Here is a 15,684-nt window from a genome sequence, read left to right as displayed (position 1 = left end):
CGAGCGGCTCAACCACGGTACACCCGCGACTTGAGCGCGATGCGCCCGGCCAGGCTGGTCACGGCCTCTTCCAGCCACTGGTAAAGCTCGGCGTTCTCGTCGTAGCGCGCCTGGTTCAGGTTCGATACCCGGCCTTCCTCGATGAAGCCCCAGGCGCGGCTGCGCTTGTCGCGGTGCTTCGGATCCCACACGCCGAAGGCGAAGCCGCCGGCGCGGCGGATGAGCGAGAAGCACGGGATGTCGGTGTAGCCGTCGCCGACGAACACCATCTGGTCGAACGGCACCCGCAGGCGGTCTTCGGGCACCTTGCGGTTGACCTCGAACGGCTTGTTGCGGAAATCGCGGCCGATGATGCCCTTCTGGATGTGGAACAGATAGCGCGTCTTGTCGGTGAAGCTGACGATGCGGCGCGGAAACTCGATGCCGCCGTCGGCGCCATAGGTGAATTCGGAGGCCCAGATCTCGGTGAACTCGTGGGCGATGGGCGTGGAGCGGACCACGTCGCCGATGCCGCTGGAGATCAGGTAGAACTCCAGCTGCACCTGCGGCTGCTCGGCCCGCACCGCGGCGCGCAGGCGCTGGAACAGCGTGGACACGCCGTCGTGCAGTTCGAGCCGCGCGCCCCAGTCCTGCAGGCGCTGCTGCGTGATGAGGCCATGCCTGCCCTCGCGCGAGAGCTGGATCATCTGGTAGAGGTAGGCCGGAACGGGATCCCAGTCCTGCCTGGACAGCAGGGGGTCGACCTGGTCTTTCCAGAAGGACGCCGTGTCCACCCCGATGCTTTCCAGGAAACCGGACGTGCTGTCCGAGGCCAGCGTGTCGTCGAAATCGAAAATCAGGGCGATGACGTCGGACATGGATATGCGTGAGTAAGGGCGACAGCCGCCATTTTGCCTGATTGTGGCGGCGGCCGGGCCCCAGGGGCGCGGGGAAAGGGCATGACGCCCTCCCCTGGCCCTTCGAGCGCCGTTACTGGCGCATCGGCGCCGGCGGCGGCGCCATGCCCGGGGCGGGCGCCATGCCGGGCGCCGCGGCCGGCGGCGCGGGCGGCACCGTGCCGGCGGTGCCAGCGGGCACCTGGATCACGGTTTCACGCAGCACGCCACCGCCCTGCACGCTGCCGCGCACCTGGGTCGGCGAAGTCATCTGCGTGATGCAGTCCTGGCGCGAGTCGGCCGGCAGGCGGTTGCAGCGTTCCACCATGTTCTGCTGGTGCTGGTCGGTGCTGCCATCGCTCAGGTGCTGGCGATTGGCTTCCTGGCGGGCGGCGCCCGCCTCGCGCATGCAGGCGGTGCGTTCCTGCCCGGTGCTGCCGTTCTTGCAAGCCGCCACATCCTGTTCGTATTGCGCCTGGATGCCGGCGCGGCCGATCGGGTCGGCCGCCTGCGCCGCTCCCGCGGCCAGCATCAGGCCTGCCGCGCAAAGGGATGCCGCAAGGCGTTTGGTGTGCATGGGACGTACATTCATGGCCAGCTCCTTGGAGAAAGAGGATTGAACCCGGGACGACGCGGCTTCGTGGGCCGGCGCCGTCTGCTTGATACAACTATCCCACGATGGGACGACGGGGACATGTCCAGCAACGTGCAATCGTAAGCTGAAGTTTCCGATGCTGCGACGCAATATCCATTGCGCCCGCGCAACCCGACGCCGGATTTTTCCGTTCCGTCCCTTTGCGTGCCCTGCTCCGCCCCCGCCCGCCTAGCGCGCGTCCAGATCGGCGTCGGCCTTGGTCAAACGGTTACGGTATACCGCCGCGCGCATCAGCAGCATCGCCGTCACCGGCGACGAGACGATCAGCAGCAGTGTAATGATCACTTCATGAAACACCGGCCGCGACGACAGCGCCGAAAACACCAGGATCGACGCGGCCAGCACGCAGCCGCAGCCCATGGTGTTGCCCAGCGTCGGCGCATGGATGCGGGCGTAGAAAGTGCGAAAGCGCAGCAGGCCGGCCGAGCCGGTCAGCGCCAGCAGGCCGCCCAGCACCAGCAGGATGCTGGCCGGAATGCTGGCCCACAGGGGAAGGGTTTCGATCATGGCTCGATCACCTCGCCGCGCAACAGGAAGCGCGCCATGGCCGTGGACCCCACGAAGCCGAACAGCGCGATCAGCAGCGCGATGTCGAAGTACACCGGCGTGCCCGAACGGATGCCGAACACCAGCATGGTCAGCATGCCGTTGATGTAGAGCGTGTCCAGCGCCAGCACGCGGTCCTGCGCGGTGGGGCCGCGCAACAGGCGGACGGTGGCGAACACCATGCCCAGCGCAAAGCACACCAGGGCAAAGGACGCCGCCCAATACAGTATGGCGTTCATTCGAATATCTCCATCAAGGGGCGCTCATAGCGGTCCTGCACCAGGCGCACCCAGTCTTCCTCGTTCTGCAGGTCGAGCACGTGCAGCTTGAGACGGTGGTCGTCGGTCAGTTCGACCCAGACGGTGCCGGGCGTGTAGGTGACGATGCAGGCCAGCATGGCCAGGCCGTGCGGGTCGCGCATGGTCAGGGGGATCTTGATGAACCCGGGCGAAAAATCGTTGGGCCGCGGGTTCAGGATGAGCTTGGCGACCGCGACGTTGGACTTGATGATGTCCGCGGTCACGTGCAGGAACAGCGGAATCGCCTTCCACAGTCGCCGCGGCTTGGCGTGCAGCGGACGCAGGCGCGACGCGGCCCAGGTGAACCACAGGGCCAGCGCCACGCCCAGCGCGATCTGGCCGGCCGAGAGGCTTTCGTTCAGCACCAGCCACAGGACGAACAGGAACACCGGCAGGAAGAGGAAATACAGACGGCGCATCAGCTGCCTCCTTGCGCGGCGCGCACCGTCTGCGCGGACATGACGGCATCGATGTAGCTCTTGGGCTGGTCCAGCGAACGCGCGGCGTCGTCCAGGTAGGCCGACACCGGGCCCGCGCCCGCCGCCAGGCCCACGCACAGCAGCAGCAGGACGGCCACCGGCCCGGCTTCGATAACTCGCAGGCGCGGCGTGCTGCGGTCGTCGCTGGCCCAGAACACGCGGATGCCGGTGCGGCCCAGGCCGATCAGGCCCGCCAGGCCGGACACCAGCACCGCCGCCACCAGGATCCACGCGTCCATCGGCGGCGCCGATTCATTGGCGGCGGAAACCGCCGCCGACAGCAGCGAGAACTTGGCTACGAAGCCCGACAGCGGCGGCAGCCCGGTCACCAGCAAGGCGCAACAGATGAATGCCAGCCCCAGGAAAGCCATGGCTGCCGGGATGGCGACGCCGACCACGTCGTCGGAACGATTCACCGAGGTCGGGTCGTCCAGGTCGAAGGCGTCCAGCGTCACCGCCAGCACGTTGGCGCCGAAGCTGCGGGTGCGCTCGATCAGCTCGGCCAGCAGGAAGAAAGCGCCCGTGGTCAGCACCGAGCTGATCAGGTAGAACAGCGCCGGGCCGGTCAGCGTCACCCCCGGCATGCCCAGCGCCGTCAGCAGCGTGCCGGCCGAGACGATGACGCAATACCCCACCATCTTCTCGAGCTGCTGCGTGGCCAGCAGGCCCAGGCCGCCGAACAGCAGCGTGGCCAGGCCGGCCGCGAACATCCAGTCCAGGCTGAACGCGGCCGGCGCGCCGCTGGGCAGCAGCAGCGAACCAATGCGCAGCAGCGCGTAGATGCCGACCTTGGTCATGATCGAGAACATGGCCGCGATCGGCGCGCCGGCCGAGCCGTAGCCCTTGACCAGCCAGAAGTTCAACGGCCACGCCCCCGCCTTCACCAGGAAGGCCACGCCGAGGATGGCGGCGCCAGCCTCGAACAGCATGCGGTCCGAACCGGTCAGGTTGCCGGCGCGCAGCGCCAGGTCGGCCATGTTGAGCGTGCCGCTCACGCCATAGATCAGCGCGATGCTGATCAGCAGCAGGAACGAGGCCACCAGGTTGACGGCGATGTACTGCAGGCCGGCGCTGACGCGCGCCACGCCCGAGCCGTGCAGCAGCAGCCCATAGGACGCGGCCAGCAGCACTTCGAAGAACACGAACAGGTTGAACAGGTCGCCCGTCAGGAAGGCGCCGTTCAGGCCCATCAGCAGGAACTGGAACAGCGAATGGAAGTGCACCCCGGCGCGGTCCCAGCGCGCCAGCGCGTAGGTCAGCGTGGCCAGGCCCAGCACCGCGGTCAGGGTCAGCATGACCGCGGCCAGGCGGTCCACCACCAGCACGATGCCGAACGGCGCGGGCCAGTCGCCCACCAGGTAGACGCCGACGCCGTCCGGCCAGACGCCCGGCACGACGCCGCCGGCGACCGCCAGCAACGCAATGGCGGCGGCCAGTTGCGCCAGCGTCGACACCATGGCGATGGCGCCACGCGCGTAGCGGCTGGTGTCGGCCAGCAACAGCATCACGGCGCCGGCCAGCAGCGGCGTGATGATGGGCAGGATGGGAAGGTGTTGCAGCCAGAAACTCAAGATTGGGACTCCCGTCCATCGACGTGGTCGGTGCCCGTCAAGCCGCGCGAAGCCAGCAGCACCACCAGGAACAGCGCGGTGGTGGCAAAGCCGATCACGATGGCCGTCAGCACCAGCGCCTGGGGCAGCGGATCGGCATACCAGGAAGGATCATGGGCCATGGCCGGGTCCACCACCGGCGGACGGCCCGAGGTCAGGCGGCCCATGCCGAAGATGAACAGGTTGACCGCGTAGGAGACCAGCGACAGGCCCATGATGAACTGGAAGGTACGCGGCCGCAGCAGCAGCCAGACCCCCGAGCCCGCCAGGACGCCGATCGCGACGGCGTAAATCAATTCCATCAGGCTTCCCCCGTTTGTGCGGCGGCCGCCTGGCTTTCGGCGGCTGCCTTGCGTTGCGCGCGCAGCGATTGGTGAGCCAGCGCCACCAGCACCAGCACGGTGGATCCGACCACCAGCATGTAGACGCCCAGGTCGAACAGCAGCACGCTGGACAGGTGCACGTGGCCCACCAGCGGCAAGGCGATGTCCCAGGCCAGCGCGGCCAGGAACGGCTTGTAGGCCAGCCAGGCGGCCACCGCCGCCGTTCCGGCGAACAGCAGTCCGATGCCGATCCAGTTCTGCGGGTTCAGGCGGCTGCGCGACTCGACCCAGTAGACCCCGCCCACCATGTATTGCAGGATCACGGCGGTGGCGAAGATCAGGCCGCCGACGAAGCCGCCGCCCGGCTGGTTATGGCCGCGCAGCAGGAAATACACCGAGATCAGCGCCGCGGTCGGCAGCAGCAGGCGCACCAGCACCGTGGGCACCATCATCGGGCCGGTCGGCACCACCGACTTGATGTCGGGCGCGGCCGGCACCGGGCCGTCCTGATCGATCTGCTGGCGCGGCAGGTCGGCGCTCTCGGGCGCCGGGCGGAAGCGGCGCAGCAGCGCATAGACCGTCAGCGCCACGATGCCCAGCACGGTGATCTCGCCAAAGGTATCGAAGCCGCGGAAGTCCACCAGGATCACGTTGACCACGTTGGTGCCGCCGCCATCGGGCAGCGCGCGGTCGACGAAATACGAGGAGATGGTCTCGCCCTGCGGCCGCACCAGCACGGCATAGGCCAGCGCCGCCATGCCGGTGCCGGCGGCGGTGGCCAGCAGCAGGTCGCGCAGGCGGCGGCCACGAGCCCGCAGCGTCGCGCCCAGGCCTTCGTCCTCGTCCTGCGCGATGCGGCGCGGCAGCCAGCGCAGGCCCAGCAGCAACAGCACCACGGTCACCACTTCGACCGACAGTTGCGTCAGCGCCAGGTCGGGCGCCGAGAACCAGACGAACGTGAGACAGGTCACCAGGCCCGCGCCGCCGGCCAGCGCCAGCGACGCCAGGCGGTGGTACTTGGCCTGGTAGGCGGCCGCCACGGCGCACACGCAGCCCACCAGCCACAACAGGGCGAACGCCGGGTCCACCGGGGCCGCGCGGCCGGTGCCGTCCAGCCAGCCGCCCGCGCGCAGCGGCAGCCAGGCCACGAACAGCGTGCCCAGCACGATCAGCACCATCTGCACCTGCAGGCGCGACGAAGCCAGCCAGCGCAGCAACCAGGCGGCCGCGACGCTGGAACCGTCCAGCAGCGCCTCGAACGAGCGGCGGCCATCCAGGCGGTAGATGAACGGCACCCGGCCCGGATTGGCGCGCTGGTGCGCGCGCAGCGCCAGGTACAGGATCACGCCCGCGGTCATGGCCACGAAGCTCATCACCAGCGGCAGGTTGACGCCGTGCCACACGGCCAGGCTGTATTCGGGCATGTTGGCGCCAAGGATGCTGCGCGCCGCCGTGGCCAGGAACGGGCCCAGGGTCACGCCCGGCAGGATGCCCACCACCAGGCACATCAGCACCAGCAGGCCGCTGGGCACAAGCATCCAGCCGGGCGGCTCGTGCGGGGCGCGCGGCAGGTCGGTGGCTGGCGGGCCGAAGAACACCTGCAGGATGAAGCGCAGCGAATAGGCCACGCTGAAAGCCCCCGCCACCGTGGCCGCCAGCGGCAGGCCGGTGCGCGTTATCCAGTCGCCGCTGACGAAGGTGGTCTCGGCGAAGAACATTTCCTTGGAGATGAAGCCGTTGAGCAGCGGCACGCCCGCCATCGAGGCGGCGGCCACCATGGCCAGCGTGGCCGTGATCGGCATGGCCTTGTACAGCCCCGACAGGCGGCTCAGGTCGCGCGTGCCGGTTTCGTGGTCGACGATGCCCGCCGCCATGAACAGCGAGGCCTTGAAGGTGGCGTGGTTGACCATGTGGAACACCGCCGCCACCAGCGCCAGCGAGCTGTTCAGCCCCAGCAGCAAGGTGATCAGGCCCAGGTGGCTGATGGTCGAGTACGCCAGCACGCCTTTCATGTCCTGCTGGAAGATGGCGGCATAGCCGCCCAGCACCAGGGTGATCAGGCCGGCGCCGCCGATGATCCAGAACCATTCGTCGGTGCCCGCCAGCACCGGCCAGAAGCGCGCCAGCAGGAACACGCCGGCCTTCACCATGGTGGCCGAATGCAGGTAGGCCGACACCGGCGTGGGCGCCGCCATGGCATTGGGCAGCCAGAAGTGGAACGGGAACTGCGCGCTCTTGGTCAGCGCCCCCAGCGCCACCAGCACCAGCACGGCGGGATACCAGGGGTCGGCGCGCACCAGGTCGCCGGCGGCCAGCACCCGGTCCATGTCGTAGCTGCCGACGATGTGCCCCAGGATCAGCACCCCGGCCAGCAGGCACAGCCCCCCGGCGCCGGTCACCGTCAGCGCCATGCGCGCGCCGCGGCGGGCATCGAGGCGGTGATGCCAATAGGCGATCAGCATGAACGAGGCCAGGCTGGTCATTTCCCAGAACATGACCAGCTGGATCAGGTTGCCCGACAGCACCACGCCGAGCATGGCGGCCATGAAGGCCTGGAAGAACGAGAAAAAGCGCGGCACCGGGTCTTCCGGCGACATGTAATAGCGCGCGTACAGCACCACCAGCGCGCCCATGCCCGAGACGATCAGCGCGAACAGCCAGGCGTAGCCGTCCATGCGCAGGGTGAATTGCAGCCCCAGCGCGGGCGCCCAGGGCATGTCGGCGCGGATCACGCCGCCATCGGCCACCTGCGGATACAGGCTGGCGACCAGAACCACGCACACCAGCGCGATGATGCCCGCCAACCAGGCCTCGGCATTGCGGGCGTTGGAAGGCAGCAGCGCGGCGCACAGGCTGCCGGCAAACGGCAGAGCGAGGATCAGTATCAGCGACATGGCGTTCCGAGAATGTCCGGGCCCCCTCCCGCCAGCGCGGCAGCGAGAGACGAAACGAACCGGGGATTGAAAAACGGACGGAACCCTGGCCCGGTGCGTCGCTGCACTACACGTTGCCCCGCGGGGACTTCAACCAACGCCCCATTGAACGGCGCAGACAGAAACAAACGCAATAGCTTTCTTGCAAGACCGGCCAAGAATCTCATCCGAAAAATATCAGATTCTTGTAAGTTATGCAGAGATTTATGCACGTACCGAGGGGATGACGACATGTTCGATGCGCAATCATTACGCATCCATGATGCCCCCGTTTTCGTTCAAGTTATTGTCAGCATACGTTTTTTAGCCACAACTTCGCCGATCAGGGCCTTTTCTGCGCGGCATCAAATACCCCATGCGATGCAGGGGGAATCCCGATTGACCGGGGTGGTGTAACTGTGTGGAATGGCGCCCACGAAGCGTCGGCCAGGCCCGCATCCGCGTCCGGCGCGCTTCACCGACGCCGGCCACGAAGCCGGCCGGCTCGGATTCAATAATATGGAGAAGACTCTTGACCGTGCTGTCCCAAGCCAAGGCCGCCCTGGCCATCGCCCTCGCCGGCCTCTGTCTCAGCGGCGCCGCGCAAGCCGCTGACGCCTACCCGAACAAACCCATCCGCCTGATCGTGCCGTTCGCGGCCGGCGGCACCACCGACATCGTCGCCCGCGTGGTGGCCGAAGGCCTGGGCCGTGAACTCGGCCAGGCCGTGGTGGTGGAAAACCGCGGCGGCGGCGGCGGCTCGATCGGCGCCGACGCGCTGGCGCGCTCCACACCGGACGGCTACACCCTGGGCGTGGCCACCGTCAGCACCATGGCCACCAACCCCGCCACCAATCCCAAGACCCCCTACAACCCGCTCAAGGACTTCGCGCCCATCACCAATATGGTGAATGTGCCCAACGTGCTGACCGTCAATCCCGCGGTGCCGGCCAAGTCGGTGGCGGAGTTCGTCGCCCTGCTCAAGGCCAACCCCGGCAAGTACAGCTACGCCTCGTCGGGCGCCGGCGGCATCGGCCACCTGGACGGCGAACTGTTCAAGTCGCTGACCCAGACCGACATGGTGCACGTACCCTATCGCGGTTCGGGCCCGGCCCTGAACGACGTGATCGCCGGCCAGGTCAACGCCCAGTTCGACAACCTGCCCTCGTCCATGCCGCACATCCAGGCCGGCAAGCTGCGCGCCCTGGCCATTGCCGCGCCCAAGCGCCTGCCCGCCCTGCCGGACGTGCCGACCTTCGCCGAAGGCGGCCTGCCGGAAATGGACAATATGGCCTGGTACGGCCTGGTCGCGCCCGCCGGCACGCCCCAGGCGGTGATCGACCGCATCCACGATGCCACCGTCAAGGCGCTGAAGGATCCCAAGATCGCGCAACGCCTGGCCGACGGCGGCTCGTTGGTCGACGGCAACACGCCGGCCGAATACGCCGCCCAGATCAAGCGTGAACTGGAACTGCGCCAGCGCATCGCCAAGGAACGCAACATCCAGTCGAGCAACTGAGGCTTGCCGCAAGGCATTGCCGCGTAGCCGGCGGGCAGGCTCCCTGTCCGCCGCTCCCCCCGCGCCGCAGGCTGGCAGCGTGGCGGCCGGATCAGCGGATTCGGACCATTCGGACGAGGCGCCCGCGACACATCGGCGGATGGCGGGCGCGGGCTCTGCTACCATTTCGCCCGTGCGAACCGATTTTTCCCGCCTCTCCGACGCCGCCTGCGTCCTTTGCGCCCTGCGCTCGACCCTGTTGAGCTCGCAGGAAGTCGCTGCGCGTTCCGCCTACGCGCGTTCCAAGCCCGGCTAAGCGCCGCTTCCCCTCCCTTCCGTCTCGTCCGTACCGGCCGCCGCCGGCCGCCAGCACGTCCGCACGTCCCCATGCCGTGCGCACCGCCAGGCGCCAGGCCGGCCGCCGCAACCGCCTCGCCGAATGGCCGGGCGGTTTTCGCCACATGTTTCGTCCGCGCGCCGGCTTCGTCCGGCGGGCGGCGCCACGCCTTGATCGCCACCGAGCCATGCAACTCACCAAGAAATTCGTCAAAGCCAAGAATCCCTGCGCGGGAGGCTACAAATGGTTCCTGCGGGACCACAACGGACAGGGGGACTACCAGGCCGTCCTCGATGCCCTGGTGGCCGACGGGCGCGTGGGCGACGCCTGCTGGCTGCTGGACCAGTTCGGGCCGACCGACGCAGTGCTGAAGCTGGACACGCTCGACGCGCAGGCCATCGTCTTTGCCGGCACGCTGGAGGTGCGCATGGGCATCAACGTCGACAGCGTGGTGCGCGCCGGCCGCAGCATCATCACCGGCGGCGGCATTCGCGCCGGGGAATCCATCGTTGCGGGCGAGAACATCACCGCCGGCGCCAACATCGCCAGCGCCGGCGACCTGCGCGCGGGCGGCGACGTTTCCGCCGAATGGGGCATCGAGGTCGCCACCCTGCTGGACTGCCGCGGCAACGTGCGCGCCAAATGGGACATCTGCGCCGGCCAGGACCTGGCCGTGACCGGCCACCTTCGGGCCGGGCAGGACGTGCAGGTGCAAGGCGCCCTCAAATGCGGCCAGGGAATCAAGGCCGGCGGCGGCGTCCAGGCCGCCAAGGACATCGATGCCGCCTGCGGCATCCAGGCGGGCGCCACCATTGCCTGCGGCGGCCACCTGGCCGCGGGCTGGGGCCTGATCGCAGGCGAAGACATCCGCGCCGACGGCTCGATCCGCGCCGGCGAAGGCGTGCATGCCGATGGCTGCATCCAAGCGGGCGACGGCCATGGCGTCTATGCCGGCCTGAATGTGCGCCTGGACGCCTGGGCGGTCTGCGCCCGGGTCCAGGCGCGCGAGCGCCCGGCGCAACTGGTCAGCGGCCACTGGGCCGGCCAGGAAGAAACCGCGCACGCGTAGCGCGGGGGAATATCAGCTCCCAGGCTGCGCGGCCGGCGCGCGCAGCACCAGCATCAAACCCAGCAGGATTCCCGCCATGCCGCCCAGGCTCAGCAGCGACAGCCGGTTGCCGAGCACCAGGTAATCCAGCGCCGCGGTGCCCGCCGGCACCAGGTAGAACAGGCTGGTGACGTTGACCAGGTTGCCGGACTGGATCATGCGGTAGAACAACAGCGTCGCGCCGACCGAGATCACCAGGCCCATCCACAGCAGCGGCAGGATGAAGCCCACGCTCCAATCCGCATGCAGCGGCTGGAACGGCACGAACAGCAGGCACAGCGCCAGGCTCACCACGTACTGCAGCGGCATCACGTCCATCGGCGCTTGGCGCACGCGCTTTTGCAGGATGGCGCCGACCGTCATGCTGGCCAGCGCCGCGAATGCGAAGGCCATGCCGGCCACCGAGAAACGCGCCATGCCGATGCTCTGGAACATCACCATCGCCAACCCGCACAGGGCCAGCAGCAGGCCCGCCAGCCGCATGGGCGGAAAGCGGCGCTCCAGCAGGGCCAGGGTCAGGATGGGTTGCGCCCCCAGCAGCGTGGCCAGCACGCCCGGCGTGATGCCATGATCCAGCGCCAGCAGATAGCAGATGGAATAGCTGCCGATGAGCAGCAGCCCGGTCAGCGCGACGATACCGCGCGTGCCCGGCGCGGGCAGCCAGCGCCGCCGCCCCGCGCAGATCAGCAGCAACACCGCCAGGGCCAGAATGAAGCGCAGCAGCAGGAAGCCGAAGGCCGAGGCATGCGCCAGGCCCCATTTGGCGAAGATCGCGCCGCCGCTCCACAGCAGCACGAACAAGGAGGTGGAGCCGTAGGCGGCCCACGCATTGCGATTTGAAGACATGAGAATTTCTACCTGTCGAATATGGAACAGGCTCCCGCGGCGTGCGCGCATCTTGCGAAGCGCGGAACGAATCAGGCATGGACGCGCGGCGGGCGGACGCAAACGCGTCGGCGCATCAGCGCGGCGGATCCAGGCGATAAAGCGGGAGCGGGAGGTGTGCGGCGGTCAGCCGACGACGGCGGCCACGGGCGGATAGGCGCCCACGACGCCGGCGACGACATCGCACGGCGGCGGCGGAGCAGCCGGCGGCGATACGACCGTCGAGACGACAGGAGAAACCACGGGAGAGGACACGCCATGCCGCAGGCTCGCGCGCAGGCCGGCGCCGGCTGCGCGGGCAGCGAAGGCGGATTCGGCGGATGGCGTGAAGTCGGGCATGTGAAACGCGTCGGGTTCGGTGATGAACCCGCGTAGCCTACCGGCGCGGCGCCCAGGCGTCAAGCGCCGATGCGACGCTGCTCGACGCCCAGGTCGCGCCAGGCCTCGCCATGGCAGGTGAACATCAGGATCTGGTGGCGCGTGGCGGCATCGAACAGCGCGCGCTTCATCAGGTCGCGGCGGCCGTCGTCGGTGTGCACCAGGGCGTCGTCCAGCAACAGCAGCGTCGGGCGCCCGGCCTCGCGCAGCAGGTCGGCGTAGGCAAAGCGCGCCAGGATGCCCAATTGCTCGCGCGTGCCGAAGCTGAGCGCGTCCAGCGGGTCCTCGCCGCCGGCACGCTGCAGGGCGGCAGGCAACAGCGCTTCGTCCAGGCGCAGCGCCGATTCGGGGAACAGCAGCGCCAGGTAGTGGCTCAGACGGCGGGCCAGCGGCGCCTGCAGGCGCTGGGTGGCGGCGTCGCGTTTGCCGGCCAGCAAGGTGGACAGCAGCTCAAGCGCCTGCGCGCGGCGCTGGAACTCATCGCGGCGGCGCTGCAGGCGTTCGCAGGCGGCCTCGGCTTCGGACAATCGTTCGCCCAGGCCTTGCGCGCCGGCCTGCTCCAGCTTGCCCAGCAGTTGCTGGATCTCGCTGTGGCGTCTGTGCTGGGCGTCGCGTTCGATGGCGGCGGATTTCTCGTAGCGTTGCGCGTCCTGCTCCAGCAATTCGGGGCGCAGCGCTTCCAGCGCGGCCTGCGCCTGATGCAGGCGTTGTTCGAGCAGGTCGTGGCCGCTGCGGGCCTCGGCCAGGCGGCCGGCACGATCCTGGCGCTGAGCCGCGCGTTCGGGCGATTCCAGGTCGGCGCCGCGCGCGGCGGCCTGGGTTTCGAGCAGTTGGGCGCGGGCGCCGTCGGCATCCAGGGCGCGCTGGACCGCCGCCAGGGCCTGCTCGGCTTGCGCGGCGCTGGCTTCGGCATCGCGCAACGCCTGGCGCGCGGCCGGCGGATCGACGTCGTCGGCCTCTTCCGCCGGGGGCAGCAGTGCCAGCCGTTCGGCCAGTTGCGCGCGCCGCGCCTGCGCTTCGTTGCGCTGGCCGCGCAGCGCGTCCACGCCCTTGGGCGCGTGGATCGCCAGCGTCTTGCGCATGGCGTCCAGCTCGCGCTGCAAGGCGATGCCGCGCGCGTGGCGTTCCTCGGCCTCGGCCGCGTGGGCCACGCCCAGGCGCGACAACAAGGCGGCGCTGGCGGCCTGCATCTGCGCCAGTTCGCGCTTGAGCGCCGGCAGGTCCTGGCCGCCCGGTTCGATGCGCAAACGCCCCAGGCCGGGCAATTCCAGTTCGGCCGCGGCAGTCAGCAGCAACTCGCCGTTGCCGGCCAGCGCGGCGCCGTCCAGCCGGGCCTCGCGGCCCGCGTCGAACGCATAGGACAGGCGCGTGGCAATGGCCTGCTGGCGCAGTTGCAGGTCGCCCAGCGCGCGCTCGCTCTTGCGCAGGGCCTGGATATCGGCGTCGGCGATTTCGATGCGCACCGCTTCGGCCTTCAACGTCGAGCCCTGCTCGATCAGGCGGCTGGCTTCTTCCAGCGCGCCGTCCAGGCGTTCGATGTCGCGCGCCAGCTGGTCGAGTTGCTGCTGCAGATCGCGCCGGTCGGCCACCGCCTGCACCGCCGCGACCCGCTGGCGCGCCTGCTCGGCGGCGGCAACGTGCGTATCCCGGAGCCGCCGGGCGCGGGCCAGCGGCTCCTGCGCCTCCTGGACGGCGGCGCGGGCGGCCTGCGCCTGCGCCACCAGGGCCTGCAGTTCGATTTCGTCCTGCTGGTCGCGGCGCACCTGCTCCTGCAGCACCGCAAGGGTCTGCGCGGCCTGGCGCTGCTCGCGCTGCAGCCCTTCGAAGGCTTCGCGTTCCTTGGCCACGGCCGCGAGCCGGGCGCGCGCCTCGGCCGCGCGCGCCTCGAGATCCTTCCAGGGTTGGTCGGCCTCGGCGCGCGCATGCTCGGCGCGCAGCGCCGCCAGCCGGTCGACGTCGGCGTCGAGCTGGGCCTTGGCCTGGGCGCATTGGTCGCGCTCGGCCTGGGCGGCGGCGAGCGCGTCCTCGGCGTCCTTGTAGATGCCCTTGGGGCGGCCGTTGCGCGCATCCAGCAAGCTGGCACGCTCGGCGGCCACGCGTTCATAGAGCCGGTCGCCGTCGCCGGAGGCCAGCTCGCCGGACAACTGCGTCAGGGCCTCGCGCAAATGGCCACCGGCATGGCCCGCGGCGGCCTGCAGGTTCTGGCCGTCGCCCTGCTGGATCCACAGCAGGCCCGGCACGCCGGCCAGGTCGGGCTTGCTCTGGCCGCGCGCGGCCAGTTCGAAGCCCAGCAATGCGGCCAGCGTGTTCTCGGCTTCCTCGCCCTCCAGCCGTTGCGCGCCGTTGTCGATCAGCAGCTCGCAGCGGGCGCGCGACAGAAAGTGCTTCTTCAGTTGGTAATCATGGCCGTCATGGCTGAACGCCAGCTCGACGCCGGGACGGGCGCCGCTCTCGCCGCGCGGCGCCAGGTCGGACACGGTGCGGGTGCTGTAGCGTTCCAGGAACGCGGCGCGGATGGCCGCGGCCACGGTGCTCTTGCCGGCCTCGTTGGGACCGACGAACAGGTTCAGGCCATCCTGCAGGCCATCCAGCACCAGGGGCTGGCGGAACTTGCGGAATTCTTCCAGGGCGATGCGCGTGAGCTTCATTGCGCGCCTCCCGCGGCGGCGCCTTCGCGTTGGAAGCGCAGCAGCAGCCGCAAGGCCTCGCCGGCCACCGCCGCCTGCTCGGGATCGGCCTGCATGGCCTGCAATTGCGCCGCCACTTCGCCGACGTAGCCGCTGGCGCCCAGTTGCGCCAGGTCGGCGTCATCGGGTTCGAGCAGCAGGCCGGAAAAGTCCGGCAGCACCGCCCTCGCCTGCGCCGCGGCCTGGTCCACGGCGCGTTGCAGCGCCTCCCAGGTCGGCACGTTGACGTGGCCCTGCAGCTCCAGCCGCAGCACGTCCTCGGCGCGCAGCGCCGCCAGGCGCTCGGCCAGCGCCTGGGCGTCGGTCGGCAGGCTCAGCGTTTCGGTCCAGGCCGACCAGCGGTACTTGCCGGTGGCCACGCGCTCGACCTGCGGCGTGGCGCCGGGCGCGGCGATGCGCACGTCCAGCACGTAGCCGGGTTCGTTGCCGCGAAAGCGGTCCTGTTCGGGCGTGCCGGCGTACCAGGTGCGTTCGTCGATGGACAGGCAGCCGTGCCAGTCGCCCAAGGCCAGGTAGTCCAGCCGCGCGCGGCTGGCGCGATCGGGAGCGATGGGGTTGGTGGCGTCGATGGTGTCGGGCAGGCGCCCGGCCACGCTGCCATGGGCCAGGCCTACGCGGATGCGACCCGGCTCGGACTCCATGGCGTCGAAGGCCTGGGTGACGTCGTCGTAGGTATGGCGCTGGGTCAGCGGCGCGGCCAGCACCGCGAGGTTCTGCGCCGCCAGGTCGACCACGCCAGGGCGCGGCGGCACCCGCACATTGGGCGGAATGCAGCCCAGTTGCGCGGCGCGGCTCCAGACGCTGTCGGCCAGCGCCGCGTCGTGGTTGCCGGCGATCATGACCCAGGGGCCGGCATAGGCGGCCAGCGCCGCGAACAGGCGGCGGATGGTACGGTCGGACACGCCCTGCGTATCGAACACGTCGCCGGCCACCAGCACCGCGTCGACCTGGCGCTCGGCGGCCAGCGCGGCGATGCGCGCCACGGCATCGAAGCGGGCCTCGGCCAGCAAGGCGGCGTCATCGGTTTCGAACTGGCCGTACTGGCGGCCGATCTGCCAATCGGCGGTGTGCAGGAAATGGGTCATGCGGGGA

General features: G+C 69.6%; 14 protein-coding genes. 2 read left to right on the top strand and 12 right to left on the bottom strand.

Features of this window, described 5'->3' with window-relative positions; all coding sequences use genetic code 11:
• Positions 1–8: 8 nt before the first annotated feature.
• The 8 genes from ACUTAG_RS28665 to ACUTAG_RS28630 form a co-directional block, all read right to left on the bottom strand.
• A complete protein-coding gene (locus tag ACUTAG_RS28665; protein ID WP_024068715.1) occupies positions 9–857 on the bottom strand; it encodes an HAD family hydrolase in 849 nt (282 codons plus the stop codon).
• 112 nt (positions 858–969) lie between these two features.
• A complete protein-coding gene (locus tag ACUTAG_RS28660; protein ID WP_024068714.1) occupies positions 970–1,467 on the bottom strand; it encodes a hypothetical protein in 498 nt (165 codons plus the stop codon).
• 231 nt (positions 1,468–1,698) lie between these two features.
• Positions 1,699–2,037: a monovalent cation/H(+) antiporter subunit G gene (mnhG, locus tag ACUTAG_RS28655; RefSeq protein WP_006388137.1), complete on the bottom strand. Its 339-nt coding sequence runs from the start codon at positions 2,035–2,037 to the stop codon at positions 1,699–1,701.
• Positions 2,034–2,315, bottom strand: coding sequence for a K+/H+ antiporter subunit F (locus ACUTAG_RS28650; RefSeq protein WP_020927460.1), 282 nt, complete (start codon positions 2,313–2,315; stop codon positions 2,034–2,036). The genes mnhG and ACUTAG_RS28650 overlap by 4 nt, the downstream gene beginning before the upstream one ends.
• The gene (locus ACUTAG_RS28645; RefSeq protein WP_006388135.1) at positions 2,312–2,794 is read right to left on the bottom strand and encodes a Na+/H+ antiporter subunit E; all 483 of its coding nucleotides are present in this window, start codon (positions 2,792–2,794) and stop codon (positions 2,312–2,314) included. The genes ACUTAG_RS28650 and ACUTAG_RS28645 overlap by 4 nt, the downstream gene beginning before the upstream one ends.
• Positions 2,794–4,425, bottom strand: coding sequence for a monovalent cation/H+ antiporter subunit D (locus tag ACUTAG_RS28640; protein WP_006388134.1), 1,632 nt, complete (start codon positions 4,423–4,425; stop codon positions 2,794–2,796). The genes ACUTAG_RS28645 and ACUTAG_RS28640 overlap by 1 nt, the downstream gene beginning before the upstream one ends.
• Complete coding sequence (locus ACUTAG_RS28635; protein WP_006227452.1) at positions 4,422–4,766, bottom strand: Na+/H+ antiporter subunit C; 345 nt, start codon at positions 4,764–4,766, stop codon at positions 4,422–4,424. The genes ACUTAG_RS28640 and ACUTAG_RS28635 overlap by 4 nt, the downstream gene beginning before the upstream one ends.
• Positions 4,766–7,681 (bottom strand): monovalent cation/H+ antiporter subunit A, encoded by a 2,916-nt coding sequence (locus ACUTAG_RS28630; protein ID WP_054444936.1) that lies wholly within the window; start codon positions 7,679–7,681, stop codon positions 4,766–4,768. The genes ACUTAG_RS28635 and ACUTAG_RS28630 overlap by 1 nt, the downstream gene beginning before the upstream one ends.
• 550 nt (positions 7,682–8,231) lie before the next feature.
• On the opposite strand from ACUTAG_RS28630, the gene ACUTAG_RS28625 reads away from it, so the two are divergent.
• Positions 8,232–9,218, top strand: a complete 987-nt coding sequence (locus ACUTAG_RS28625; protein ID WP_020927456.1) for a Bug family tripartite tricarboxylate transporter substrate binding protein — start codon at positions 8,232–8,234, stop codon at positions 9,216–9,218.
• A gap of 503 nt (positions 9,219–9,721) precedes the next feature.
• On the top strand, positions 9,722–10,603 hold the full coding sequence (locus tag ACUTAG_RS28620) for a hypothetical protein (RefSeq protein WP_026383573.1): 882 nt from the start codon (positions 9,722–9,724) through the stop codon (positions 10,601–10,603).
• A gap of 12 nt (positions 10,604–10,615) precedes the next feature.
• On the opposite strand, the gene ACUTAG_RS28615 is transcribed toward ACUTAG_RS28620, so the two are convergent.
• The 4 genes from ACUTAG_RS28615 to ACUTAG_RS28600 all read right to left on the bottom strand — a co-directional run bounded on the left by ACUTAG_RS28615 (position 10,616) and on the right by ACUTAG_RS28600 (position 15,677).
• Entirely contained in the window at positions 10,616–11,488 is an 873-nt protein-coding gene (locus ACUTAG_RS28615) for a DMT family transporter (protein ID WP_148319327.1), read from the bottom strand.
• Between the two features lie 165 nt (positions 11,489–11,653).
• Positions 11,654–11,866: a hypothetical protein gene (locus ACUTAG_RS28610; RefSeq protein WP_024068709.1), complete on the bottom strand. Its 213-nt coding sequence runs from the start codon at positions 11,864–11,866 to the stop codon at positions 11,654–11,656.
• 59 nt (positions 11,867–11,925) lie between these two features.
• Positions 11,926–14,553, bottom strand: coding sequence for an AAA family ATPase (locus tag ACUTAG_RS28605; protein WP_148319325.1), 2,628 nt, complete (start codon positions 14,551–14,553; stop codon positions 11,926–11,928).
• On the bottom strand, positions 14,550–15,677 hold the full coding sequence (locus ACUTAG_RS28600) for a metallophosphoesterase family protein (RefSeq protein ID WP_148319324.1): 1,128 nt from the start codon (positions 15,675–15,677) through the stop codon (positions 14,550–14,552). Before ACUTAG_RS28600 ends, ACUTAG_RS28605 begins: the two co-directional genes overlap by 4 nt.
• Positions 15,678–15,684 lie beyond the last annotated feature (7 nt).

Source organism: Achromobacter sp. CSND-B12, from assembly GCF_052906545.1.
This window is presented reverse-complemented; position numbering and strand designations above follow the sequence as displayed.

Excerpts from the sequence above, each read along its gene's own strand:
- ACUTAG_RS28630 (WP_054444936.1), bottom strand. The coding sequence starts at position 7,681 with ATGTCGCTGATACTGATCCTCGCTCTGCCGTTTGCCGGCAGCCTGTGC.
- ACUTAG_RS28665 (WP_024068715.1), bottom strand. The coding sequence starts at position 857 with ATGTCCGACGTCATCGCCCTGATTTTCGATTTCGACGACACGCTGGCC.
- ACUTAG_RS28650 (WP_020927460.1), bottom strand. The coding sequence starts at position 2,315 with ATGAACGCCATACTGTATTGGGCGGCGTCCTTTGCCCTGGTGTGCTTT.
- ACUTAG_RS28600 (WP_148319324.1), bottom strand. The coding sequence starts at position 15,677 with ATGACCCATTTCCTGCACACCGCCGATTGGCAGATCGGCCGCCAGTAC.
- mnhG (WP_006388137.1), bottom strand. The coding sequence starts at position 2,037 with ATGATCGAAACCCTTCCCCTGTGGGCCAGCATTCCGGCCAGCATCCTG.
- ACUTAG_RS28605 (WP_148319325.1), bottom strand. The coding sequence starts at position 14,553 with ATGAAGCTCACGCGCATCGCCCTGGAAGAATTCCGCAAGTTCCGCCAG.
- ACUTAG_RS28620 (WP_026383573.1), top strand. The coding sequence starts at position 9,722 with ATGCAACTCACCAAGAAATTCGTCAAAGCCAAGAATCCCTGCGCGGGA.
- ACUTAG_RS28635 (WP_006227452.1), bottom strand. The coding sequence starts at position 4,766 with ATGGAATTGATTTACGCCGTCGCGATCGGCGTCCTGGCGGGCTCGGGG.
- ACUTAG_RS28615 (WP_148319327.1), bottom strand. The coding sequence starts at position 11,488 with ATGTCTTCAAATCGCAATGCGTGGGCCGCCTACGGCTCCACCTCCTTG.
- ACUTAG_RS28610 (WP_024068709.1), bottom strand. The coding sequence starts at position 11,866 with ATGCCCGACTTCACGCCATCCGCCGAATCCGCCTTCGCTGCCCGCGCA.
- ACUTAG_RS28660 (WP_024068714.1), bottom strand. The coding sequence starts at position 1,467 with ATGAATGTACGTCCCATGCACACCAAACGCCTTGCGGCATCCCTTTGC.
- ACUTAG_RS28645 (WP_006388135.1), bottom strand. The coding sequence starts at position 2,794 with ATGCGCCGTCTGTATTTCCTCTTCCTGCCGGTGTTCCTGTTCGTCCTG.